General features: G+C 59.1%; 20 protein-coding genes and 1 riboswitch. Of the genes, 12 read left to right on the top strand and 8 right to left on the bottom strand.

The features are described 5' to 3' along the window. Positions 1-15: 15 nt before the first annotated feature. Complete coding sequence (locus MRS74_RS14410) at positions 16-954, bottom strand: phosphate/phosphite/phosphonate ABC transporter substrate-binding protein (protein WP_254580973.1); 939 nt, start codon at positions 952-954, stop codon at positions 16-18. Positions 955-1,202: 248 nt separating this feature from the next. Here MRS74_RS14410 and MRS74_RS14405 point away from each other — a divergent pair, with 248 nt between their 5' ends. Both MRS74_RS14405 and MRS74_RS14400 read left to right on the top strand, forming a co-directional pair. Next, a complete protein-coding gene (locus tag MRS74_RS14405; RefSeq protein WP_254580972.1) occupies positions 1,203-1,703 on the top strand; it encodes a hypothetical protein in 501 nt (166 codons plus the stop codon). A gap of 115 nt (positions 1,704-1,818) precedes the next feature. Further along, on the top strand, positions 1,819-2,520 hold the full coding sequence (locus MRS74_RS14400; RefSeq protein WP_254580971.1) for a tRNA-uridine aminocarboxypropyltransferase: 702 nt from the start codon (positions 1,819-1,821) through the stop codon (positions 2,518-2,520). Positions 2,521-2,528: 8 nt separating this feature from the next. Here MRS74_RS14400 and MRS74_RS14395 read toward each other — a convergent pair whose 3' ends face one another. Together MRS74_RS14395 and thiS are read right to left on the bottom strand one after the other, a co-directional pair. Continuing rightward, complete coding sequence (locus MRS74_RS14395) at positions 2,529-3,266, bottom strand: beta/alpha barrel domain-containing protein (protein WP_254580970.1); 738 nt, start codon at positions 3,264-3,266, stop codon at positions 2,529-2,531. Between the two features lie 41 nt (positions 3,267-3,307). Then, positions 3,308-3,511: a sulfur carrier protein ThiS gene (gene thiS / locus MRS74_RS14390; RefSeq protein WP_254580969.1), complete on the bottom strand. Its 204-nt coding sequence runs from the start codon at positions 3,509-3,511 to the stop codon at positions 3,308-3,310. A gap of 363 nt (positions 3,512-3,874) precedes the next feature. Between thiS and MRS74_RS14385 the strand changes: the two genes are divergently transcribed. From MRS74_RS14385 to MRS74_RS14355, 7 genes are all read left to right on the top strand, one after another. Then, complete coding sequence (locus tag MRS74_RS14385) at positions 3,875-5,263, top strand: aminotransferase family protein (protein ID WP_254580968.1); 1,389 nt, start codon at positions 3,875-3,877, stop codon at positions 5,261-5,263. 245 nt (positions 5,264-5,508) lie between these two features. After that, positions 5,509-6,975 (top strand): MocR-like pyridoxine biosynthesis transcription factor PdxR, encoded by a 1,467-nt coding sequence (gene pdxR / locus MRS74_RS14380; RefSeq protein ID WP_254580967.1) that lies wholly within the window; start codon positions 5,509-5,511, stop codon positions 6,973-6,975. Positions 6,976-7,426: 451 nt separating this feature from the next. Beyond that, complete coding sequence (gene ald, locus MRS74_RS14375; protein WP_254580966.1) at positions 7,427-8,536, top strand: alanine dehydrogenase; 1,110 nt, start codon at positions 7,427-7,429, stop codon at positions 8,534-8,536. Positions 8,537-8,604: 68 nt separating this feature from the next. Then, on the top strand, positions 8,605-10,368 hold the full coding sequence (gene xsc / locus MRS74_RS14370; protein ID WP_254580965.1) for a sulfoacetaldehyde acetyltransferase: 1,764 nt from the start codon (positions 8,605-8,607) through the stop codon (positions 10,366-10,368). A gap of 325 nt (positions 10,369-10,693) precedes the next feature. Beyond that, the gene (locus MRS74_RS14365) at positions 10,694-11,629 is read left to right on the top strand and encodes a bifunctional enoyl-CoA hydratase/phosphate acetyltransferase (RefSeq protein ID WP_254580964.1); all 936 of its coding nucleotides are present in this window, start codon (positions 10,694-10,696) and stop codon (positions 11,627-11,629) included. A gap of 177 nt (positions 11,630-11,806) precedes the next feature. Next, positions 11,807-12,106, top strand: coding sequence for a DUF6506 family protein (locus MRS74_RS14360; RefSeq protein ID WP_254580963.1), 300 nt, complete (start codon positions 11,807-11,809; stop codon positions 12,104-12,106). 94 nt (positions 12,107-12,200) lie between these two features. Continuing rightward, a riboswitch (FMN riboswitch) is annotated at positions 12,201-12,371 on the top strand. A gap of 141 nt (positions 12,372-12,512) precedes the next feature. Continuing rightward, complete coding sequence (locus MRS74_RS14355) at positions 12,513-13,010, top strand: 6,7-dimethyl-8-ribityllumazine synthase (protein ID WP_254580962.1); 498 nt, start codon at positions 12,513-12,515, stop codon at positions 13,008-13,010. 195 nt (positions 13,011-13,205) lie between these two features. On the opposite strand, the gene MRS74_RS14350 is transcribed toward MRS74_RS14355, so the two are convergent. Continuing rightward, complete coding sequence (locus MRS74_RS14350) at positions 13,206-13,883, bottom strand: hypothetical protein (protein WP_254580961.1); 678 nt, start codon at positions 13,881-13,883, stop codon at positions 13,206-13,208. Positions 13,884-14,227: 344 nt separating this feature from the next. On the opposite strand from MRS74_RS14350, the gene MRS74_RS14345 reads away from it, so the two are divergent. The 3 genes from MRS74_RS14345 (at position 14,228) to MRS74_RS14335 (ending at position 15,455) form a co-directional block, all read left to right on the top strand. Next, a complete protein-coding gene (locus MRS74_RS14345) occupies positions 14,228-14,401 on the top strand; it encodes a hypothetical protein (protein ID WP_254580960.1) in 174 nt (57 codons plus the stop codon). Between the two features lie 193 nt (positions 14,402-14,594). Beyond that, the gene (locus tag MRS74_RS14340) at positions 14,595-15,077 is read left to right on the top strand and encodes a DUF2489 domain-containing protein (protein WP_254580959.1); all 483 of its coding nucleotides are present in this window, start codon (positions 14,595-14,597) and stop codon (positions 15,075-15,077) included. A gap of 3 nt (positions 15,078-15,080) precedes the next feature. After that, positions 15,081-15,455: a hypothetical protein gene (locus MRS74_RS14335; RefSeq protein WP_254580958.1), complete on the top strand. Its 375-nt coding sequence runs from the start codon at positions 15,081-15,083 to the stop codon at positions 15,453-15,455. An 11-nt stretch (positions 15,456-15,466) separates the two neighbouring features. Here MRS74_RS14335 and MRS74_RS14330 read toward each other — a convergent pair whose 3' ends face one another. The 4 genes from MRS74_RS14330 to MRS74_RS14315 form a co-directional block, all read right to left on the bottom strand. Beyond that, positions 15,467-18,139, bottom strand: coding sequence for a response regulator (locus tag MRS74_RS14330; RefSeq protein ID WP_254580957.1), 2,673 nt, complete (start codon positions 18,137-18,139; stop codon positions 15,467-15,469). Next, complete coding sequence (locus tag MRS74_RS14325) at positions 18,136-19,005, bottom strand: ABC transporter substrate-binding protein (RefSeq protein WP_254580956.1); 870 nt, start codon at positions 19,003-19,005, stop codon at positions 18,136-18,138. Before MRS74_RS14325 ends, MRS74_RS14330 begins: the two co-directional genes overlap by 4 nt. A 98-nt stretch (positions 19,006-19,103) precedes the next feature. Continuing rightward, positions 19,104-21,182: a TonB-dependent receptor plug domain-containing protein gene (locus MRS74_RS14320; protein ID WP_254580955.1), complete on the bottom strand. Its 2,079-nt coding sequence runs from the start codon at positions 21,180-21,182 to the stop codon at positions 19,104-19,106. Between the two features lie 429 nt (positions 21,183-21,611). Continuing rightward, positions 21,612-22,931, bottom strand: a complete 1,320-nt coding sequence (locus tag MRS74_RS14315; protein ID WP_254580954.1) for an HD-GYP domain-containing protein — start codon at positions 22,929-22,931, stop codon at positions 21,612-21,614. Between the last annotated feature and the right edge of the window lie 145 nt (positions 22,932-23,076).

Here is a 23,076-nt window from a genome sequence, read left to right as displayed (position 1 = left end):
TTCTATGCTCCGTCGTCAGTGACGACCCTGGCTGGGCGGCATGACCTGATCGATGATACGCCGGTGGGGGGCGTAACTGTCGTCATTGGCAATTCCTATGCCAGTCATTTGGGCCTGTTTAAGGATTGCCAAGCCTTCCGGGCTGGCTTCGAGACCGATAAGCAGGGCCTGAATGCGTGCTGCGTCGTCGTCCTCCATGGTGCGGCGTACAGCCCAGGGCAGGTGCAACAGCTGCTCTGTGACGGCAAGGTGGGTCAGCTGACTGGTGTCCACGCTGTCCTTGACGACCTTGAGATCGATCAGAATATCGCCAGCGCCGCTGGCCTGAGCCTCGTCATAGTACAGACCTATCAGCGAGTTGGGTGGGCTTTTGGCAAAAATTTCCCGGTAGTCACCAGGCTGCAGACCGGCCTGCATCAACAGGTATCGCGGCAGGATATAGCTCATCATGGCGTCCTGGCCGCCGCCAAAAATAATCGTCTTGCCGCGCAACTGTTCGACGCGGGTAATACCGCTATCTTTTTTGACATAAAGTGCGCCGGCGACAGTGCTGCGGCCGAACTCCCTGTTATGGGCGATGACGCGGTACTGCTCGGATGAGCGGACATAATGGTACTGGTTAAAGTGCACTATATCGAAACGCTCATCCTGTACGTCCTGCAGAAAGGCCTCGAAGTTCTTTGATGTGACCAGTTGTATCTTGCGTCCGAGCGACTTGCTCAGGTATTCGGCCAGGGGCGTAAAGAGTTCCGTTGTCAGGGTCGCGTTGCGCCTTGGCAGTATGCCGAGCGTCAGCGGCTCCTGGGTTGCGGCCCGGGGCGCCAGGGCCAGGGCATCGGCCAGCAGTGACGCCAGTACCAGCAGCAGGATAGCGGCCCATCGCAGCAGGGTCGCTGGGCGAGGCTGGCAGGAGACATGGGGATAGACAGGTAAATGCAGGTGGCGATATAACATCCTGTTGTCTCCCGAGTAATTCATACGTTTGTTTGGATGGCACCCGATACTAGAGTAGGTGCTGGAATACTGTCAAACATCAATATATAACGTATTGAATTTATTGGCTTCTTTGTGCAACTGCGTAGGGTTTTTAGCCGATGGATGGCAGCGTTGGCTGCACCGTTTTTCGTCATTAACGGAACGGGTCTGAGTCTGACTTCTGGCCAAAGTTGACCCCTTTGCGGGGATAGGGGTAGGGTGGGGCCATGACAAATATTGGATCTTTTACCTTTCAATACGACCAGTGCGAAGATCGCATCCGGCTGATTGGCAATATGAACAACGGCCAGCCAAGGGTCGATTTCTGGCTTACTAGGCGTCTGTGCCTGCGCATTCTGGGCGCCGCGGACGAGTTGATTCGCCAGACTTCAAAACAGGTAAGCCGTACGGCGCCGGAACATCGGGAAGCCGTTGCGCAGTTTGAGCACGAACGGGCCCGTGAGGCGTTGCAGGTGCAGGAAGCGCCGCTGCAGACGCGGGCGCCGGCCGCTGTGCTGCACAGGCTCGATGCCAGTTTTCGCGGCGGGCGCTATCAGCTGAGTTTCTTTACCGGCGATAGTGAAGAGGCGGCGGCAGTCAGCGTGCTCAGTTACGCCGAGCTGCATCAGGTGCTGCATCTACTGCACCGTGGCAGCCAGTCGCTGGACTGGGGGGCGCCTGCGCAGCTGTTTGGCAGCCAGATCCCGGCCAGCCAGACGCTGCAGTAGACCTTAGCCCTTTAGTTCCTGTGCATCTGCGCAGCTTCAGGTTGTGCATGTCGTCGCCGGTCGCGGTATTATCCTGCACCTGATCCCAGCCCGCACTAGAGTCGATTTTCCTTCTATGTCCTTTTTGTCTGCGCCGCCGCGCAAGCCCTTTGTTGCCCGGGGTTCCAGAATCACCCGCTGTGAACGCTGCCTGCTGCCGCATCTGCGCTGTATTTGTGAATACCGCGTTGAGGTTGAGGCGCAGGCGCGCTTCTGGCTGCTGACTCACCGTAACGAGATCTACAAGCCGACCAATACCGGCCGGCTGATTCTGGATACCATCGCCCGGTCTCGCACCTTTGCATGGAGTCGTACCGAGCCTGAGCCCGATCTGCTGGAGCAGCTCGCCAACCCCGGGCTAGACCCCTATCTGGTTTTTCCTGCGGCCCCGGATTATGACCAGCGCATGGTGGAATTTGAGCCCAAGCCCGGCCGGGAACCGGTGTTTATTATTCTCGATGGGACCTGGCGGCAGGCGCGGCGCATGTTTCGTCACAGCCGTTATCTGGATCAGGTACCGGTGATAGAGCCGCGCACCCAGCGCCAGACCCGCTACGATCTGCGTACCCAGGCGCAGGATCATCATCTGTGCACCTGTGAGGTGGCGGCCGCCTTGCTGGAGCAGATAGGGGATGGGCATAGCGCCGAGGTGCTGGACGCCTATTTCGAGGTCTTCAACGAGTACTACCACGCCTCCCGGCGCACGCGTCCGATGAACGATCTTGCCGCCCCCAAGCAGCGCCTGGCTGAGGCAAGGGTGCAAGCGCTGGCGGGCTGAGCCTGCAGTTAGTCTGCCAGATAGCCCAGGCGGCCGGCCTGTACGGCAAAGCACATGGCCTGGGCCATTAACACGGGCTCCTGGGCGTGGGCTATGGCCCGGTCTATCACCACCGCATCGCACCCCAGCTCCATGGCCAGAGCTGCATCTGAGGCGCTGCAAATACCACCGAGCAGCACCGGTATGCTGGCCTGATCAATGAACCTGCGCAGGTTGCCGGGGTTGTACTGCGTCAGGCGGGAGCCCGGCGGTGCGCCCATGGGCATCAGGGCGGCGGCGCCCATGGCCTCCAGGCGCCTGGCGATGACCGGGTCGTCATTGCAGTAGACCAGCAGCCGAAAGCCGTCGTCGATCAGCGTCTGTGCCGCGCTGAGGGTCGCGGCTATATCGGGGTAGAGCGTCTGCTCATCGCCGATAACTTCCAGTTTGACCAGGTTCTGGCCGTTGAGCAGTTCACGGGCCTGACGGCAGCATGCGATGGCATCCTCTGCGTTGTAGCAGCCTGAACTGCTGGGCAGGATCATGAATTCGTCGGGTGTGAGGGTGTCGAGCAGATTGGCTTCGCCGTTGCGCTGGCCAAGATTGTTGCGCCGTACCGAGACACAGATGATTTCTGCACCACTGGCCCTGGCGGCTATCAGGGCGCGCTGCGGGTCGCGGTAGTAGCCAATATCGAGCAGCAGGCGCGAGTCGAACAGCTGGCCGTCGATGGTAAAGCGATCAGATTCGTTTGCCGGGTCATGCATCTTGGCAGACTCCCTTTTTCTGACAGTATCCGGGCGGCGCTTCAGCCTCCGCCAATGGCGTGGACGATCTCTACGTGATCGTTGTCATTTAGCAACACCGTTGCATGTGCGGCACGCGGCACTATCTCTGCATTCAGCTCGATTGCCAGGCGCCGGCCGGTAAGACCCAGCTGTTCAATCAGGTCGGTGAGACTCTGATTTTCGGGTATCCGGGTGGCCTGGCCATTTATGTGACACTGAATCATGTTGATCTTCCGCAACGCAGGTTAAACAGGCCATGCCATAGTGGGCCTGAATCAATTGGCTCACTAGAGCCAGCCGCACCTGCGGGGTCGGTCCAGTTGGATGCTGCCACTGTGGCTGTCTGCGCGAGCTGGCGCCTTTTTTTGCTGCCCAAGCCAGCAGTGACGGGCTGGCATCATAGGTGGTAAACAACTGGTTCTAACCCGACCTGAGGGATAAATTTAGCTTGTTAGGCATCAACAGGAAATTGGTGTCCGGAGCTTGTCCTTGTTGACGTTTGCAGGAACTATCGGCACACGTCAACAGGACCCTGCCTCCTGCCCGTTTGCACAAGAACTACTCCATACAGACAGGGGGTGAACATCATGAAGCACGATGTAAACGAATTCGACGCAGCCGCCGTTATCGCCAGCGATCGCAAGCATGTGTGGCATCACATTACCCAGCACAAACAGTTCGAGCAGAACGATCCGATGGTGATCGTGGAAGGCAAGGGCATGCGGGTCTGGGATGCCAAGGGCAATGAATATCTGGATACTGTGTCCGGTGGTGTCTGGACGGTAAACGTCGGCTACGGCCGCGAGTCCATCGCCGATGCGGTGCGCGATCAGCTGGTTAAAATGAACTACTTCGCCCAGTCTGCCGGCAACATACCGGCGGCGCAGTTCGCTGAAAAACTGATTGAAAAAATGCCGGGCATGAGCCGCGTTTACTACTCCAACTCGGGCTCTGAAGCCAACGAGAAAGCGTTCAAGATCGTGCGTCAGATTGCCCACAAAAAATACGGCGGCAAGAAGCACAAGATTCTGTTCCGTGAGCGTGACTACCACGGCACCACCATCACCGCCCTGAGCGCCACCGGCCAGTTCGAACGCAAGCATCAGTACGGCCCCTTTACGCCCGGTTTCGTTGAATTCCCGCATTGCTGCGAATACCGTTCGCAGTTTGGTGACGTCGACGACTATGGTGTGCGCGCAGCGCTGGAAATGGAAAAGGTCATTCTGGCCGAAGGCCCCGATACCGTAGGGGCTGTCTGTCTGGAGCCGATCACCGCCGGTGGTGGCGTCATTACGCCGCCCCAGGGTTACTGGGACAAGATTCAGGAAATCTGCAAGAAGTACGACATCCTGCTGCACATCGACGAAGTCGTCTGTGGTCTGGGTCGTACCGGCAAATGGTTCGGTTACCAGCACTACGGCATCAAGCCTGACATGGTGACCATGGCCAAGGGTGTGGCGTCCGGTTATGCGGCCATCTCCTGCACCGTGACCACCGAAGCCGTGTTTGAAGCCTTCAAGGATGATCCGTCTGATCGCATGGGCTACTTCCGTGATATCAGCACCTTCGGCGGCTGCACCGCAGGTCCTGCCGCGGCACTGGCAAACATGAAGATTATCGAGGACGAAAACCTGCTTGAGAACGCCACCCAGATGGGTGAGTACCTGATGGGGCGCCTGCATCAGCTGTATGACAAGTATGATGTCATTGGTGATGTGCGCGGCAAGGGGCTGTTCGCGGGTCTGGAGCTGGTCAAGGACCGCCAGAGCAAGGAGCCGGTGGATGAAAGCCTGGCGATCGCCATTGCGGCAGACTGCATGAAGCAGGGCGTGATCATCGGTCGCACCAACCGCAGCTTCGAGGAGTTCAACAATACGCTGTGCTTCAGCCCGGCGCTGATCGTCACCCAGGCGGAGCTGGACCAGATGATCGATGCGCTGGACAACGCCTTCGCCCGTCTGGCCCCCAACGCCTGATTGGCTGCGGTCGGCCAGCCGGGTGGCTGGTCGACTTTCTCAACCCTGCGGGCATGCTGTGCATGGCCGTGGGGTTTCTGCGTTCTGGGGCCGGGAGTCAGCTCGCTGACCGGCTGAACGCCTTTTAATATCAGTGATATACTGATATTTCCGGGTCAGACTCGGCAAGTGGCAGAATGGCATAATAATCCTAGGCGCCTTTGCAGTAACACGGCTTTGGCGTCGGAAACAGGTATGGTCCGCGGATGTTTCAACTCTTTCACCTTTCTCCAGAAAAACCCGCCAGCCTGCAGCAACAGCTGCGTGAGCAGATTGCCGCCGGCATACTGAACGGCAATATTCCCCTGGATAGCCCGTTGCCCTCCAGCCGCAAGCTGGCCAAGCAGCTCAATATTGCGCGCAATACCGTCGTGCTGGCTTATGAGCACCTGCTGGATGATGGCTACCTGATTGCCCGCGAGCGCAGCGGCTACTACGTCAACCCGGACATCATGTCGGGCAAGGTGGTGATCAAGCAGAGCCCCGTTGCCGCCGTGGAAGGGACGCCGCCGGACTGGTCGAGCTGTCTCAAGCTGTATCCGTCGAATCAGCAGAACTTGAGCAAGCCCCGGGACTGGCAAAAATACCCCTATCCGTTTATCTACGGTCAGTTCGATCCGACGCTGTTTCCCACCAACAACTGGCGCGAGTGCTGTCGCGACGCGGTGAGCGTACCGGCGATTCGCGACTGGGCATCGGATCGGTTCGACAATGACGATCCGCTGCTGGTGGAGCAGATACGTACCCGGCTGCTGCCCCGCAGGGGCGTCTGGGCGTCGGCTGATCAGATACTGGTGACCGTGGGCGCCCAGCAGGCGCTCTACATGCTGGCGCGTCTGCTGCTCGACAAGGACAGCATCATGGGCATGGAGGATCCGGGTTATCTGGATATTCGCAATATCTCGACGCTCAACCCGTCCCAGGTGCGGCCCCTGCCGGTGGATGGCGATGGCCTGATTGTGGATGACAGCCTGAACGACCTCGATTGCCTCTACGTGACACCGAGTCACCAGTGTCCGACGACCGCCACCATGCCCATAGAGCGGCGTTACGAGCTGCTCAAGCGGGCCAACGAGCACGACTTTGTCATCATCGAGGATGACTACGAAAGCGAAACCAACTTCAAGTCCAACCCCATTCCGGCACTGAAAAGCCTGGATAGCAGCGGACGGGTGCTTTATGTCGGCAGCCTGTCAAAAACACTGGCGCCGGGCCTGCGGCTGGGTTATCTGGTGGGGCCGGCCGAGTTTATTCGCGAGGCCAGGGCGCTGCGTCGCCTGATGCTGCGCCATCCTGCGGCCAACAACCAGCGCTCGGTGGCGCTCTTCCTGGAGCGGGGTTACCACGATGCCCTGATCATGACCATCATGCGGGCCTACGAGGAGCGCTGGCAGGAAATGGGTGCGGCCCTGGGCGAATTCCTGCCGGCGTCGTCGCAGAAACCCAGCTTCGGCGGTTCCTGTTACTGGGTCGAGGGGCCTGAGGGGCTGGATGCGCGTCTGCTGCGCAAGGAAGCGGCCGATCGCGGTATCCTGATCGAGTCCGGCGATCTGCATTTCGCGGGTGAAAACCCGCCACTCAACTTCTTCCGTCTGGGGTACTCGTCCATCAGCGCCGAGCGCATCCGCCCCGGTATCAAGACGCTGGCCGAACTCATTTTGGACATGACCTGAGCCGGATCCCGGGCGCGCTTCGTGCGCCCGGGATTGACGAAATAATATTTGTTTTTCGAAATCAAACGTATCAAGTTGTGTGATATTCGATTCTTTTGTCCTGGTCTTTATACCGCCCGCTCGTGGTGGACCTCACGCCATACCTCTTTTTCCCCGCCTTTTACCTGCGCTTTCGTGCCTGCTCTGCTCTGCAAAAATAGCCTGATTTAAGTCTGAAAAGCCCGTACCCCGGGGCTTCGCGTCGAGTCCGCGCAGCTGTCTGCACTGCCTGGGCCAGTCTGGCGCAACATATGTCCGGCAACTGGTTCTACCTGCCATTGCTCCTCCCTCCTAATCTACAACCAAGCTGATCTGAAACATTCAGCCTCTGATCACAGGCACCCAGGCCGCAGAAAGTCTCTGGGTGTGAGCTCACAACCGAACACAAAAAATAATGACGGGAGTGGTGACAATGCTAATCGGAGTCCCCAAGGAAATTAAGAACCACGAGTACCGCGTGGGCATGGTTCCGGCCAGCGTGCAGGAACTCACCTCACGCGGTCATCAGGTACTGGTGGAAACCCTGGCTGGCAACGGCATTGGTTTTTCCGATGCTGATTATGTCGCCGCCGGCGCGACCATCGCAGCGACCGCGGCAGACGTCTTTGCCAGGGCCGAGATGGTGGTCAAGGTCAAGGAGCCGCTGGCGGTTGAGCGCAAGCAGCTGCGGGCCGGCCAGGTACTCTTTACCTACCTGCACCTGGCGCCGGACCTGGCCCAGACCGATGACCTGCTGGCCAGCGGAGCCACCTGTATCGCTTACGAAACCGTAACCTCAGAGCGCGGTGGCCTGCCACTGCTGGCACCGATGTCCGAAGTGGCCGGTCGCATGTCCATCCAGGCCGGTGCCGCCTGTCTTGAAAAATCCCGCGGCGGACGCGGCATGCTGCTCGGCGGTGTGCCGGGTGTCGAATCCGCCAAGGTCGTCATTATTGGTGGCGGTGTGGTGGGCAGCAATGCAGCTCGCATGGCCATCGGCATGGGCGCTCAGGTGGTGGTGCTGGATCGCTCCGTCGATGTGCTGCGCCGGCTGGTATCCGAGTTCGGCACTCAGGTGCAGACCGTTTACTCCAGCAAGGCGGCACTGGAAGAGCATGTGCTCTCGGCCGACCTGGTGATTGGCGGTGTACTGATTCCGGGTGCGGCGGCGCCCAAGCTTGTGACCGTCGAGATGGTCAAGCGCATGAAGCCAGGCTCTGCGGTTGTGGATGTGGCGATTGATCAGGGCGGCTGCTTCGAAACCTCCCATGCCACCACCCATGAAGATCCGACCTATATCGTTGATGACGTAGTGCATTACTGCGTTGCCAATATGCCGGGGGCCGTGGCGAGAACCTCCACTCTGGCCCTCAATAACGCCACGCTGCCGCACATTCTTGCGCTGGCAGACCTGGGATGGGAAGAGGCGATCCGAAGGGATACGCATCTGGCCAATGGCCTCAACATTCATGCGGGCAAAGTGGCCTGCAGGGAAGTTGCCCAGGCTCTGGGAAAAGAATTTGTCCCCTACACGGCAAAGTAATTAAAACCGGTACCCAACGGCCGACGGCGGTTCCGTCGTCTGCAACAGCAAAGCAAAGGAAAACTGATATGGCTCGTATGACTCCAAGTGAGGCGATGGTCGAAACTTTGGTCGCCAATGGCGTTACCGATATGTTCGGTATCATGGGTTCTGCCTTTATGGACGCCATGGATATCTTTACGCCGGCAGGCATTCGTTTTATTCCTGTCGTGCATGAGCAGGGCGCCGGCCACATGGCTGACGGCTATGCCCGTGTCAGCGGTCGCCACGGTGTCTGCATCGCGCAGAACGGTCCTGGTATCACCAACTTTGTCACCGCTATTGCGGCTGCTTACTGGGCGCACAGCCCGGTGGTCTGCATCACGCCGGAAACCGGCTCCATGTCCAACGGTCTGGGCGGATTCCAGGAAGCACAGCAGCTGCCGTTCTTTGAAACCATCACCAAGTACCAGGGCCACGTTGCCAATCCTGCGCGCATGGCTGAACTGACGGCGCGCTGCTTCGACCGTGCCATGCACGAAAACGGCCCGACTCAGCTGAACATCCCGCGTGATTTTTTCTACGGCGATATCGACGTTGAAATCCCGCAGCCCATGCGCATCGAGCGCGGTGCGGGTGGCGAGCAGAGCCTGGCGCAGGCGGCTGAACTGCTGGCTGGCGCTAAAAACCCGGTCATCATCTCCGGTGGCGGTGTCGTTATGGCTGATGCCCTGGGCGAATGTCAGGCACTGGCTGAATTCCTCGGCGCACCTGTTGTGAACAGCTACCTGCACAATGACTCCTTCCCGGCGTCCCACGCTCTGTGGTGCGGTCCTCTGGGTTACCAGGGCTCCAAGGCGGCAATGAAGCTGCTGTCCCGTGCTGACGTTGTTGTAGCGCTGGGTACCCGCCTTGGGCCCTTCGGCACTTTGCCGCAGCACGGTCTGGACTACTGGCCCAAGCAGGCCAAAGTCATCCAGATCGACTGCGATGCCAAGATGCTGGGTCTGGTGAAGAAAATTTCCGTGGGTATCTGCGGTGATGCCAAGGCTGCTGCCAGCAACCTGCTGCAGCGTCTGGAAAACACTTCAGTTGCCTGCGTTGCCACCAAAGGCGCGCGTGCTGAAGAAATCGCTGCTGAAAAGGCGAACTGGGAAAACGAGCTGAACGACTGGATCCACGAGAAGGACGAGTTCTCGCTGGACATGATCAATGAACAGGCAGGCGAAGAAGGCAGCTTCCTGCACCCGCGTCAGGTGTTGCGCGAGCTGGAAAAAGCCATGCCGGAAAACGTCATGGTGTCTACCGATATCGGCAACATCAACTCCGTTGCCAACAGCTACCTGCGCTTTGAAAAACCGCGTTCATTCTTCGCGGCCATGAGCTTCGGTAACTGCGGTTACGCGCTGCCGACCATTATTGGTGCCAAGGTTGCTGCGCCGAATCGTCCGGCCATCTCCTACGCCGGCGACGGTGCCTGGGGCATGTCCATGATGGAAATCCTGACCTGCGTGCGGGAAAGCATCCCGGTCACCTCCATCGTTTTCCACAACCGTCAGTGGGGCGCCGAGAAGAAAAACCAGGTGGATTTCTACAACCGTCGCTTTGTTGCCGGTGAGCTGGAAAACCCGAGCTTCGCTGAAATCGCACGCTCCATGGGGGCTGAAGGCGTAACCGTCGACAAGCTGGAAGATATCGGACCGACTCTGCAGGCCGCTATCACCCGTCAGATGGAAGAAGGCAAGACCACCGTTATCGAAATCATGTGTACGCGCGAGCTGGGCGACCCGTTCCGCCGTGACGCACTGTCCAAGCCGGTGCGCTATCTCGACAAGTACAAAGACTACGTCTAAGCCGCAAGGCTCAAGACGCAATAGCCCGACCGGAGCAGCCCTGGCAGCGCTGGTCGGGACCCACCGAAGGCCGCGGGCCTTCGGTTCCGTTTTTAAAGGAAGGCCAGCCGGTTTTCCTAATCGTTCGCACAAGCGTTTAACCGTCCTCTGTTGCTGGCCCCTGGGTTCCGGGTACTGTCTTGCTACAGCCCAAACTGCAGCGCCTGTCCATGCAGAGCAGGCGGAGGCTGGCCCAATGGGCCCCGAACGTCTGTGCAAACCCTGTCAGCCTTTGCAGGCCGGCACCCTGATATTCAAACTGTGCAACGGATCTAGGTAAGCTGCCATGTTGAGCAAAACTCCGGTGGAGTGTCCCTCCTACCTGCTTGAGAAAGCCAGGGCACTGCCCCGGGTGGTGACTGCCGTAGTGAACCCGGTGAACCGGGTCTCGCTTGAGAGCGCGAAAATGGCCACAGACGCAGGTCTTATCGAGCCTGTGCTGGTGGGCAAGGCCGATGTTATTCAGGCGTTGGCCCGGGAGCTGGACTGGGATCTGACGTCTATCCGTCTGGAAGATGCAGCGACTGAAGCCGATGCGGCCCGTATAGCGGCGGGCATAGTGGCTGCCGGTGAAGCGCACTCGCTGATGAAGGGGCATCTGCATACCGATACCCTGCTCAAGGCCGTGCTGAGCCGTGATGCAGGCCTGCGTACGTCGCGGCGCCTGAGCCATGTATTCCATATGACAGTACCGGGTCATGCGCGCCCGCTGTGCATCACCGATGCGGTGATCAATGTGCAGCCCACGGTTGTCGACAAGGCCCACATCCTGCGCAATGCCCTCGACCTGCTGCACGCGCTTGGCATCACCCAGCCCAAGGTCGCGCTGCTGTCCGGCACCGAGGAAGTAAACCGCGCCATGCCCTCCAGTGTGGATGCAGGCGAGCTGGTCAAGCTGGCGTCCCTGGGCGGCATGCAGGATGCCATCATCGAAGGTCCGATGGCGTTTGATAATGCGATTTCGCGCGATGCGGCCGATCTCAAGGGCATGACAAGCCGGGTGGCCGGCGATGTCGACCTGCTGCTGGTGCCCAATATTGAAACCGGCAACTGCATGTTCAAGCAGATGGTGTACTTCATGAGTGCCACGGCCGCGGGCCTGGTGCTGGGTGCCCGGGTGCCGATCATTCTGACCTCCCGTGCCGATCCGCCGGAGGCGCGTCTGGCGTCCTGTGCGCTGGCCTCCATTTACAGCCACTATCTGGCGCAGAAAACGGCCTGAGTTAAGGGCTGCGGTATTACAAAAGGCTCCGGTTTATCCCGGGGCCTTTTTTGTCGCGCACGCGCAGTGGCCAGCCGGTGGCCCCACCTTTTTTAGGTCTCTGGCTCTAATCTCTCGGCGCCGCGCGGGCTTTAATGAATGCATCATTCCCCGTTCATTCAGGCAGGAGCAGCGCAGATGGCATTGGCGCGATATGGTTTTATTGTTAAGGGTCCGGATCTGGAAATCATCAAGCATCACGGCCGCATTCAAACCGAGCTGTTTGATATGGCGGTGTCCGGTGTGAAAACGGTCGATGAAGCCATTCTGGTGGCGCAGGAACTGCTGACCAAGCATGTGCAGCTGATCGAGCTCTGTGGCGGCTTTAGCGCTGAGGATGCCGACCGCATCCGTGCGGCGACCAACGACATGATCCCGATTGGCCGGGTGCAGTACACGCCCCAAGAGCGCGAGCGTCTGGCCCGGGAATTCGGCTAAGACCTGATCCGCGTTCAGGCTGTCAGCTTGCAGGCTTGGCATCCGGGCGCAGTGCGCTTAAGATAGCGCTCGCTGCGAGTGATTCGCAGCATTTTATTGTTCTCAGGGCGGGGTGAAAGTCCCCACCGGCGGTAAAGGCGCTGTGTCGCCAAGCCCGCGAGCGCCCGGTACTGTTTGCATCCGATGGGATACAACGCAGCCGGGGTCAGCAGATTCGGTGCAACTCCGAAGCCGACGGTCATAGTCCGGATGAAAGAGAACGGTTCCGGTGCCCGGCGATCATCGCCCGGCGCAAAGACGTGGTCGAATCGATACCTGCGTGCCGCAAGGCGCAGTCAGCTGGTATCTTTTGAGTGCGTCCAGGTTCCGCATGCCCTGATTCTGGTGACTATCAACGAGGATAACCATGAATCAGACGTACCCCCCCAAACTCAGCAATGAGACCCGCGCACAGCGCGTCGCCTTTATTCAGGCGCAGTGGCACAGTGATATCGTCGGCCAGGCCCGCGATGCCTTTCTTGCCGAATGCACACGCCAGGGGCTGGCGGCCGAACAGGTGGATATATTCACCGTGGCCGGTGCCTATGAAATTCCGCTGCAGGCCAAGCTGCTCGCCAAAAGTGGTCGCTACGGCGCCATTGTTGCGGCGGGCTTTGTCGTCGATGGCGGCATTTATCGGCACGAATTTGTGGCTCAGGCCGTGATCGAAGGCCTGATGCAGGTGCAGCTGGAGACCGAAGTGCCGGTGATGTCGGTGGTGCTGACGCCGCATCATTTCCATGAGCACGCCACGCACCATGATTTCTTTTACCGCCATTTCACCAGCAAGGGTACGGAAGTGGCCCAGGCGTGCCTCAGCACCATGGAAAACCTGCAGGCTATTCGCCGACTTATCGATCGCTGATCGTCGTTGCCATCGAGACGCCTGGCGACTCCTCAGTGCCAAGCCCCGATCGCCTGTGCGGTCGGGGCTTTTGTGTATTTGACGTGGTTGAACGGGTGCCGGGATCTTGAAAAAACAGCACCCGAAGGTGCTGACAAAGGGCTGGCTGTCGCCGGAGTTGAGCGGATCTTATCGCATAGCGGAGGATGCGACGGGCTAGCGTCGCCGAGACAGCAGTCGCCGCGGCCACCAGTCGCTCTGGGCCAGCAGGCGGGTGATCAGCTGCTGCTCCTGCGCCGTACCGTAAGTGGCCGAAGGTGTGGTGCCGCAGGCCTGGGGCAGCAGGGCGATCAGGCGCTGGCGGCAGCTCTGGTGCCAGCCTGGGTAGTCGGTCGCGGGGATGCCCTTTGCATTCGCGGTGCTTTCATAGGCAAAAACGGGTATCTGCGGGCACAGGAAAAACAGCAAGGCGGTGGCGGACTCCAGCTGTGCAGTACTCTGGAATACCTGAGCCTGAAGCTGGTCTACCAGAACCTGGGCAAGTTCATGACGGGCATCGTGTTCAAGACCGTCCAGAGTGTCCCAGTGTGGCTGCAGTTCGCGGCGGATAAAGCCGTCGAGACGCGCGGCCAGTTCATCAAAACTGATACCCGTGGGCGCGAGCTGCTGGGTAGTCCACAAGATACGCAGATAGGTCTTGTCGATAAGGGTTCGGCCCGCATTGAGCCAGCCGTAGCGCGCCGCCTTTTCCAGACCGCCGTACAGCAGCACCAGCAACGCATTTTCGCTGCTGCGCTTATCCTGGCCTGAGGTGAAGTCAGGGTGGGGCTGCTGCCAGTGCCGCAGTAATTCTATGGTGGCTGCCTGAGGCACAACAGGGGACAGGGCGTTCATGACAAGGCTCTCTGTAGCGGGATAAGGGTGCCGGTAGCGCCGGGCCCGGCTCTTTGCCTGGCTCGACTGCCTGTTTATTTCACAATGTCTGTCCACTATAGGGCGTGGTATTGCGCAGGCGTAGCGCCAGCATTCCGGAATAGTTGGAGCCAGGCGGGGAGGGGGCTCGGCGGGTCGGATTCATCCACAGTGCATATGCGCTTATGGTCTAAATATAGAATATGATATTCCATTACATGCTAAACGGTTCTGTCTATACTGGCCCCAGTCGAATTTGATAACTGGCCCCATAGGCTCTTCGGGTCACTGCCAGTGCGATAGACAAAGCCGCAGGAGGCTTGAGCATGAGTGCGAATCTGAAGGTACGTCTGGAAACTGCCCAGCAGACTCCGAGCAAAACCGGAGTTCAGGTTCTGGCCCAGGCGCTTGAGCAGCGCAATGCCCGCATGCAGCAGATGAACAGGAAGCCGACTGAAGCCGCGGCCCCGCAGTACGACTTCGTGGGTATCGCTGGCTGATCGCTGCTTGATTCGGGCGCCACGCCGCACGGCGAATCAACCCCCTTTCCCCGATTGTTAAAGCCCGTTACTGGCCAGTAACGGGCTTTTTTGTGCGTGCTGCGGGCAGTGCGGTGGCAGGGACTCTGGGTTTCAGGTGGCGATTATGCATAATGGTTCACCTGACTAAACAGGCGGAACGACAGGGTGGCGGATGAGTGACAGTTTGATGTTTTGGGCAACGGGCCTGGGCTTGGTGATCATAACGGCTTCGTCCTGGTATATCGTCGTGCATCTGCGTGCCCTGCGGCAGCAAAGGCAGCAGCGGGAGGCGCGTCAGAGCCAGGCCGAAGCCAAGGCTCGGGAGCAGCGCCAGTATCTGATTGACAGTATCCGGGTGATTGCCCGTGCCATGTCGGAAGACGAGAAGATGACCCTGACCGAAGGCTCCATCCGCCTGAAGGTACTGCTCGATAATCTGATGCCGGAACTGCACCATAACCCCGACTTTGAAATCATTTCGACACATTACGAGGCCACCCGGCATATCCCCTACCTGAAGGAGTGGACGTCGCTGGAGCCTTCGCAGCAGCGGCGCTACCGCCAGGAAATGGATGTGCTGGAAAAACAGCACCGCGACGCGCTGCTGCGTGCAGCAGCCAAGCTGCATGAGTATCCGCTTGATCGGATGCACTGACCCTTGGCCTTCCTGGCGGCGTTCGCCATTACTCTGGTGTTTCTGTGTCTAATGGCCGCGGCGCTTCATTTCGGCCGGGCGCCGACCTATCGTCCGTCCAGGGCCGAGATACTGGCGTTGCTGCAGGGCGTACTGGATGGCTCGACAACACGACAGCGCTGGGATCTTTATGTCGGCATGCCCATGCAACATGACCCGGATCTCGAGGCCATACGTCTGCGCTGCCTGGTACTGCAGGAAGGGGATGAGAACGAGCCCGCGGCGGGGGAAGGGATTGACGATTATCTGTTTGACCGCGCTGGCAGAGAGCGGCTGCGCAGCATAGTGGATGACCTGACACATCTGATCGCCAGGGATCCGGTCTACCGCGAATTCTGATCGACCGGCTGCTAAGCCGAGTCTGTATCTGCCGTTGGCAGTGGCTGTTTGCTAAGCCGTTGCAGGCGCCAGAGCGACTGCCAGAGTTCACGCTGGCCGCTGCCGGCAGTTACACACTGGTGGAAGTCGGCGGTAAGCGCCTCGAACTCCGGCCAGTCGTAAAGTCCGCTGATGCCCAGCAGCTGGTGGGCATGGTGACGCATTTTGGCGGTGTCCTGGCTCAGCACTCCCTGCTGGCAAGCCTCCAGCTGGCGCTGTATTTCCTGCTGTATCTGCGCGTAGCTCAGCAACGTTGAGCTATCTTTGTCCGCCGAAGCCTGGGGGGCCGGGCGTGTGGGAGCGGGGCTGCAATGGCGCTTTACCGCCGCGAGCAGTTCCGGTTCATTGATGGGCTTGAACATGATTTTGGTGATACCTGCGTTCTGCAGGGCCTGATGTTCCCGCGGCACCACGTTGGCTGTCAGTGCGATTATTGGCAGCTCTGGGCAGGTTCTGCGCAAACGTCTTGTTGCCTCGATACCGTCCATCCTGGGCATGTGCACATCCATCAGGATCAGGTCCGGTACCTTGTGCCTCACCTGTTCCAGTACCTCCAGCCCGCTGGTGGCCTGCCTTGAGCGGATGCCGGCCCGGCTGAGAATCTTCGTGATCAGCAGGCGGTTCAGGTCGTTGTCTTCGGCAATCAGCACGTCCAGGCCCTGACTGGGGGCTGTCTTGGCGGTGGTGCTGGCCTGCGCGATACTTTTATAGCCCGCCGGGCCTTGTGCCGTTGTGTTCAGCGCCCGCAGCAGGTTGCGGGTCCGCACCGGCTTGTGCACGATCAGTGTCTGCTCATCCAGCTGGGGCTGGCTGAAGCCGCTGGCGCAGAGAATGACCAGGCGTGCGCTGTAACCCAGGCGCAGCCGTTGCAGCAAGGCGCTGAACTGCTCGCTGCTCATGCCTGGGCTGTCGCCCCAGATCAGGCAGTCATACTGCGCTGCACGGCGGCAAAAGTCATCGAAGTTCAGTGCAGTGTCTATGTTCAGGTGCAGGCGCAGCAACAATGCCTGCAGGGATTTTCGCATGGCCGGGTGAGGCTCGTAGAACAGTATTGGGCCGCGCTCTAGCCGAGCCCCAGGCTGGGGTTTTACGTCCTGCTCGCTGTAGGCAAAGGGGATCGTCAGGCTGATCTGTGTACCCTCGTTAAGCTCGCTGCTGAGTTTGATGGTGCCATTCATCAGGCTGGTCAGCCTTTGGGTAATGACCAGGCCCAGTCCAGAGCCGCCAAAGCGGCGGGTGATGGATGTATCGGCCTGGGTGAATGCCTTGAACAGTTTGCCTTTCTGGTTTTCCGCAATGCCAATACCCGAATCCTCCACCCTGATTCGCAGCATGCACTGATGACTGTCGAGGTCTTCGGCTGCCACGAACAGCTGGACTTCGCCTTTTTCAGTGAACTTGATGGCGTTGGCGACCAGGTTGGTAAGGATCTGGCGCAGGCGGGTTGGATCGCCCAGCAGGATATCGGGTATTCCTGGGGCATAGTGCAGGACGAGTTCCAGCCCCTTGTTGTGGGCCAGGGGAGCCTGCATTTCCAGCACGTCGAGCAACAGGTCTTCGAGGTCTAGTGGAATCTGTTCCAGCCTGATGGCATTGGATTCGAGCTTGGACAGATCAAGGATGTCGTCGATGATGCTGAGCAGGACCGTGGAAGTCTGGTTGATAATGCGGGTGTACTCGCGCTGCTCATCGTTGGCGTCGGTTTCATCGAGCAGGCGGGCGAAGCCCAGTACCGAGGTCATGGGGGTGCGCAGCTCATGGCTCATACGGGCCAGAAATTCGTCCTTGGCACGGTTGGCGGTGTCGGCCTTAAAGCGGGCCAGCTCCAGCTCGTGGTTCTTGGTTTCAAGGTGGTTCAGCGTGGCGCGCAGCCGTTTGGTGGTGGTATCCACCTTGGTTTCCATCATGGAACTGGATTCCTGGATACGGGCCGCCATGCGGTTGATGCCGCGGGCCAGCGTGCGCAGCTCGCCGGTAAGGGAGACTTCAGCGCGGGTATCGAGTTGGCCGTCCTGCAGACGCTCCACTACATGGCTGAGGCCCTGTATGGGCTGGGTGATACGGTTGCCAAAGCGCAGCGCTATGATGCAGGTGATGCCAAAGGTGCCGAGCATCAGCAGCAGGCCGGTAATCAGGATACTGCGCTGGCGGTTGCGTGTCGGATCGTTGGACAAAATGACGATAACCCAGCCAATGGTATCCAGCTGATCCTTGGCGTCGGGATATTCGGGGAAATCCTGGAAAGAGATGCCGGTCACCTGCACAGGCTCTGCGAAGTACCAGTGATTATTGTCCTGATAGACAAAGGGGCCCTGGGGTTTCAGCTGCAGATCGAATGCCCTGGAGCGGGTGATGAGGTCAAAGTGGTTATCCAGGAAGACCACGTCGGCCACATCGGGCTCCTGACTTACGCCCTTGCCAAGATTGCGCAGCAGTTCGTGGTTGCCGAGTAGCAGGCCAAACTCAGAGGCAGATGCCAGCAGGCGGCTGATGGACTGGCCACGCTCCAGCATCGTGAACTGGGTGTCGTCGATCCGCGTGCTGATGAAGTAGCCACCCAGCACCAGGGCGAAGATGACCATCGGCAACAGCGATATCATCAGCACGCGCTGGCGGATTCCCAGGGTTTTAAGGCGGCGTTTCATTCTGTGCCGTCCTCCAGTTGCCGGTGCAGCGCCTGGTTGTCAGGTTCGGACAGGTCCAGGGTGCGGGCCACTATCGGGTTAGTGCTGACATTGTAATATTTCGGGTAGGCCGGTGGCGGCAAAGGCCGGGAAAGGTCGAGCTCGCGCAGCAGCTCACCGGTCTGCTGGCCTATCTGCCCGGGTGTCGAGTATACCGCGGCCAGGGCCCCGGCTTCGACATAGGTTTTGGAAAAACCGATCACCGGCACTTTCTGCTGCAGCGTGATATATAGCAGCCATTTGGCGGTCGCGCGGTTAAACAGGGCCCGATCCGGCAAGGCGAGAAAGACGTCGCTTTGCTGAATCAGTGGCGTTAGCCGCTCGATCGGGTTATCCGCTTCGTCCAGAGTGATGGACATGGGTGCCAGCTTTTCCCTGTGGGAGGCCTCGTCGAACAGCTGCCTCGATGCCGTGGAAAAAGGGCCGAACATGGCGCCGATACTTTTTGCATCTGGCACCAGCAGGCGGGCAAGGCGCAGCTGGCGTTGCAGCGGCTGATCCAGATAGACCGCACTGAGGCGGCGCTGTCCATTGTCGTACAGGGTCGACAGGGACTCAAAGGTGGTGCGCGGAATAAAGGTGCAGATCAGATCGGCTTGGCCGTTGTGCTGCAGCAGCTGTTCGCAGGCCCGGGCGCCAATGGCAATGTTGAGCCCTTGGTCGAGCCGCTCCTGGGACGGTGTGTTTTCGATGCTGTACAGGGTCATGGGTAGCTGGGCGCTGCGCCTGATCTCCTCGGCCACCAGCCGATAGAGCGGGCTGTTATCGCTCATTAGCATCAGCGGCTGAGCGACAGCGCGGGTGCCGGTAAATCCAACAATAAGCATCAGCAGCAGGAGTCCTGACCGCCAAAGGTTGGGGTATCGCCTGTATCTAGGTGTGTCCGGTGCCTGCATTCAGCGTATCCATTCGCGTCGCCGGGTTATCAAAATTCGAGTTGTAGCTGCAGATAGGTCCGTTGATCGAATTCATTATACCGGTAAAATTCGGAGTACCTGTTGCCCAGCAGGTTCTGAAAAATCAGTGCGCCTGAGAGGCGCTGACCCGCAGGCAGGCTCCATTCCTTTTCCAGGCGCACGTCCGTGCGGTTGTAGCTGTCCCGGTATCCGCCCTCATCCCACTGGACATCATCCATGTAGTACTGCGCCAGACTGAAACTCCAGCGTGGCGCAAAATTGTAGTTCAGCAGCATGGAGGCCGTATGCAGCGGGGATTGTGGTTTGGTCGGCCGCTCCACGCCACCTTTCTTTTGAGCTGTACCCTTATTGACCACAAAGTCCGTGGTGTTGATATAGCTGTAATTCAGCAGTAGCCAGAATTGGTCACTCGGCTGCAGACGCAGCTGAAACTCGGCGCCGCTGTTGCGCCAAGAGGCGTTGTTGGCGTTAAAGCGCCGTCGGCCGTCGATAACATCATCATCATCGTCTACCCAGAAAGTGCTGATGGCGTCATCGATATCCTCGACAAATATTCGCACATCGAAATGTCCGGCAACAGGCTGGAATGCGCGATAGTAGCCAATTTCAGCCGTATTGATGCGCTCTGCGCCTATGTTTGAGTTCGGCACGACGACGTTATCCAGCACGTCGCCGGCAGGGTCATAAATAATCGACCGGTTGCTCTTGTCCAGCAGCGAGGGCATGCGATAGGCCTGGCTAAAGGACGTGCGGATAACCGACTGCTCATCGGGGCGGTAGTTCAAGGCGAGGCGGGGAGACAGTTGCGCACTGTCGGCGCTGGTGCTGCTGCTCTCGAGCATGGCGCCTAAATTGAGGGTAATGGCATCGGCGGGTACCAGTTCGAGGTTGCCGAACAGGCGCCAGCGATCTTCATTTATACGTCCCTGCTCCTGCAGCAGCGCGCCACTCTGGGCGATTTCCTGCCGATAGCCCAGCCCCCAGAGAAAGGTGGCCTGGTCGGGGATCCACTGTTGTGTATGCTGCACTTCGATATCGTAGAGTTCGGTTTTGCCGTGCTCAGTGTCCAGCCTGAAATCCGGATTCTGTAACAGCAGCCCTGCAGCAAAGCCGGCTGGCAGGCCCTCATACTTCACCAGGTCGGCAACGGTCGGGGCGGCAATGGAGAGGTTCAGGTAGTTGTGGTAGGCGGAGACCTGGGTTTCGCCGTTGCCGTCCGTGACGTGATTCCAGCGCAGGTACTGATAATTGGCCTGGCTATCACGGGAAATGACCGGCTTGAAGGTGCGATCCATATCGCCGCGATCGGCATAGCCGCTGCTGAAACCCGCCTGCATCAGTACGGTGTCGGCCAGTGTTGGTGCCAGGGTTCCGCTCAGGTTGAAGTAGTCGCTGCGCGCGCCGTCCTGAAAGCGATCGCTGCCATCGTTTTGGTCATGGCCTGCGGTAAATCGCATCTGGGCATTGCCCATGGGTACGCTGAAGCGGCCTTCCACGCGGCGGGTATCCTGCGAGCCTCCCAGCATCTTGAGTGATGCGCCGATTTCGCTGTAGGGCGAGCGGGTGACAATATTGATGGCGCCCAGAAAGGCGTTGGAGCCGTAGGTCGGCACGTTGGAGCCACGCACCACCTCGATACGCTCGATGTCATCGAGGCTGAGTCCCAGGGAATTCCAGTCGACGGTGGACAGCAGCGGCAGGTAGATCGAGCGGCCATCCACCAGTACCTCAAGGCGACGGGGGAAATCATCACTCACGCCGTGGTAGGTGGCACCAAACTTGTTGGCGTTGACATGAAATGCCTGAAAGCCGGGCACCAGACGCAACAGATCTGTAATGTTAAGCGCCCCTGAGGCGCGAATCATGTCGCGGTCGATCAGGCTGATGGAGGCCGGTGCTTCGGTCAGTTTCTGGGTGATGCGGGTAGCCGAAACCACTTCCGGAATGACTGCATAGAAGTCGGCTTCGCTGAATATGGCCTGATCCTGATCATCAGGATACGCCTGGGCTGTAGCGCACAGCGGGGTCAGTATCAGCAGGATCAAGGCGAGGGTGCCCTGCTGCAGGCGTGATTGGGTGTGTTTCATGGCGACTTTTCGCAATTGACAGTAAATAGAATTTCAGCGTTGCGGATTAGATCCTTGTGCCGACATAGATCAGTACCGCAACCAGCAGCAGGGCTTCCAGAATGAAGCCATTGGTTGTCAGTATCCAGTCAAGCATGGTTCTGTCCGAGTACCGGCGACGTGAAAATAGGCACTTAACGTAACACAAACAGCCTATTCAGCCCACGGGTGCTGCACTGCAAAAAGAAAAATGTGCGCCGCTCAGGCAGGTTCGGCGCAGGGGGTTTCCAGCGCCAGCTGAGCTAGCAGCCTGTCGGGCTTGGCCGATCGTAGCGAGGGAAAGACCGTTTTGAGGCAGTTTTTGTGCTCTTTTGAGGCGAATAGTGGTTCTATTCAACGAGAAAGAGTGCAAAAAATGGCCAAAATCGGCGTTTCCGCAGCAGATCAGTGTTAAGTCCGACAGGCTGCTAGGGCACGTTTGAGTGCCAGGAAGCAGTCGGCATCGATGGCGTTACCGACTTCCTTTTCCATGATGGCCAGGGCGTCGGGAATGGGGATAGGGCCCCGGTAGGGCCGATCAGCGGTAATGGCGTCAAAGATATCGGCGGTGGTGATAATGCGTGTTTCCATGCTGATATCGGCTGCCGACAGCCCCCGCGGATAGCCTTTGCCATCCAGGCGTTCATGGTGGGCACCGGCGATTTTTGCCAGGCGTGAAAAGGCACCGATTCGGATCAGGATGTCCTCGGTATAGGCGGCGTGCTGGCGGACCTGAATCCATTCCTGGTCATCGAGTTTGCCGGGCTTGTCGAGAATGCTGTTACTGACGCCCAGTTTGCCGATGTCATGGAGCAGGGCGCCGCGCTTGAGCCAGCGTCTCGATTTGTCGTCCAGGGCCATCTGTGTGCAGATCAGGTCGGTATAGAAGGCCACCCTCTCGCTGTGGCCTGCCGTATAGGGACTCTTGGAGTCGACCACCTGGCCAAAGGCGGCTGCGATTTCATCGAGGTAGTCCTCGTCCAGCCTGACCTCATGCTGGGCCGGTTCCAGTGCCATGACCGCCTGCTCCAGCTCGGGGTCCCGCAGCATCGACCAGAAATGCGGGCGCCTGGAAACCTGCTCGAATACCCTGACAAGCTCGGGGTCGAACCAGGAACCGCTGCGCCGCTGGATTTCGGCCAGGGTTTCCCCGGGACCTGCGGTGGACTGAAAAACGTCGGCAACCTGGGCCAGCAGCGCGATGCGGGCATAGAGCGGAATCGCTTCACCGGCCAGGCCCCGGGGCTTGCCGTTACCATTCCAGTGTTCATCCAGGGCTCGGATGCCTGCGGCGACGCCTTCGCTAAAGCGCAGCTTTTTGGCGATGTCGGCGCCGCGCTCGCAGCGGGTCTGAATCAGCTCCTGAGCGATTTCGGAGCCATCTCGAACGATGGTCATCAGTGTGCGAAAGCGCTCGGCGAGGCTGCCGCTAAGCCCGGTATGGCGCATGACAAAACGCAGTACCTGGGGCAGGCTGCCGTCGACTTCCTTGAAATCATGCTTGAAAGCGAGATCGTCTGTGGCATAAAGCTGGCAGATGCGGGCGGCATTGCTGCTACACCCCAGATCTTTCAGCAACAGGCTGTAGTAGAGCTCCCATTGCTGTGCATCGGGCATGCCAAGCTCACGGCCAATATGCATGCCGATCCAGCAGCTGCGCACACAGTGGCCCCTGGGCTGACCTTCGGTCATGTCCAGGGCATGACTGAGGGCGCCGATGAGTTCTGACATTTTTAAACCTGTGAGCATGCCTTCATCCTGTGCGCTGGTTTTAGTGGACTGTACCGCGAGTGAGGCGGTTTAGGGTACGTACGCTATTTTTGGCACTTTGGGTTGGCGGTCTAGCCATTTATAGGCCGGTCGCGGGCCGCAAGGC

The sequence above is a fragment of the Marinobacterium sedimentorum genome, assembly GCF_024267675.1.
Taxonomy (GTDB): Bacteria; Pseudomonadota; Gammaproteobacteria; order Pseudomonadales; family Balneatricaceae; genus Marinobacterium_A; species Marinobacterium_A sedimentorum.
Note: the sequence above shows the minus strand (reverse complement) of the source record. Positions and strands in the feature narration are given on the sequence as shown.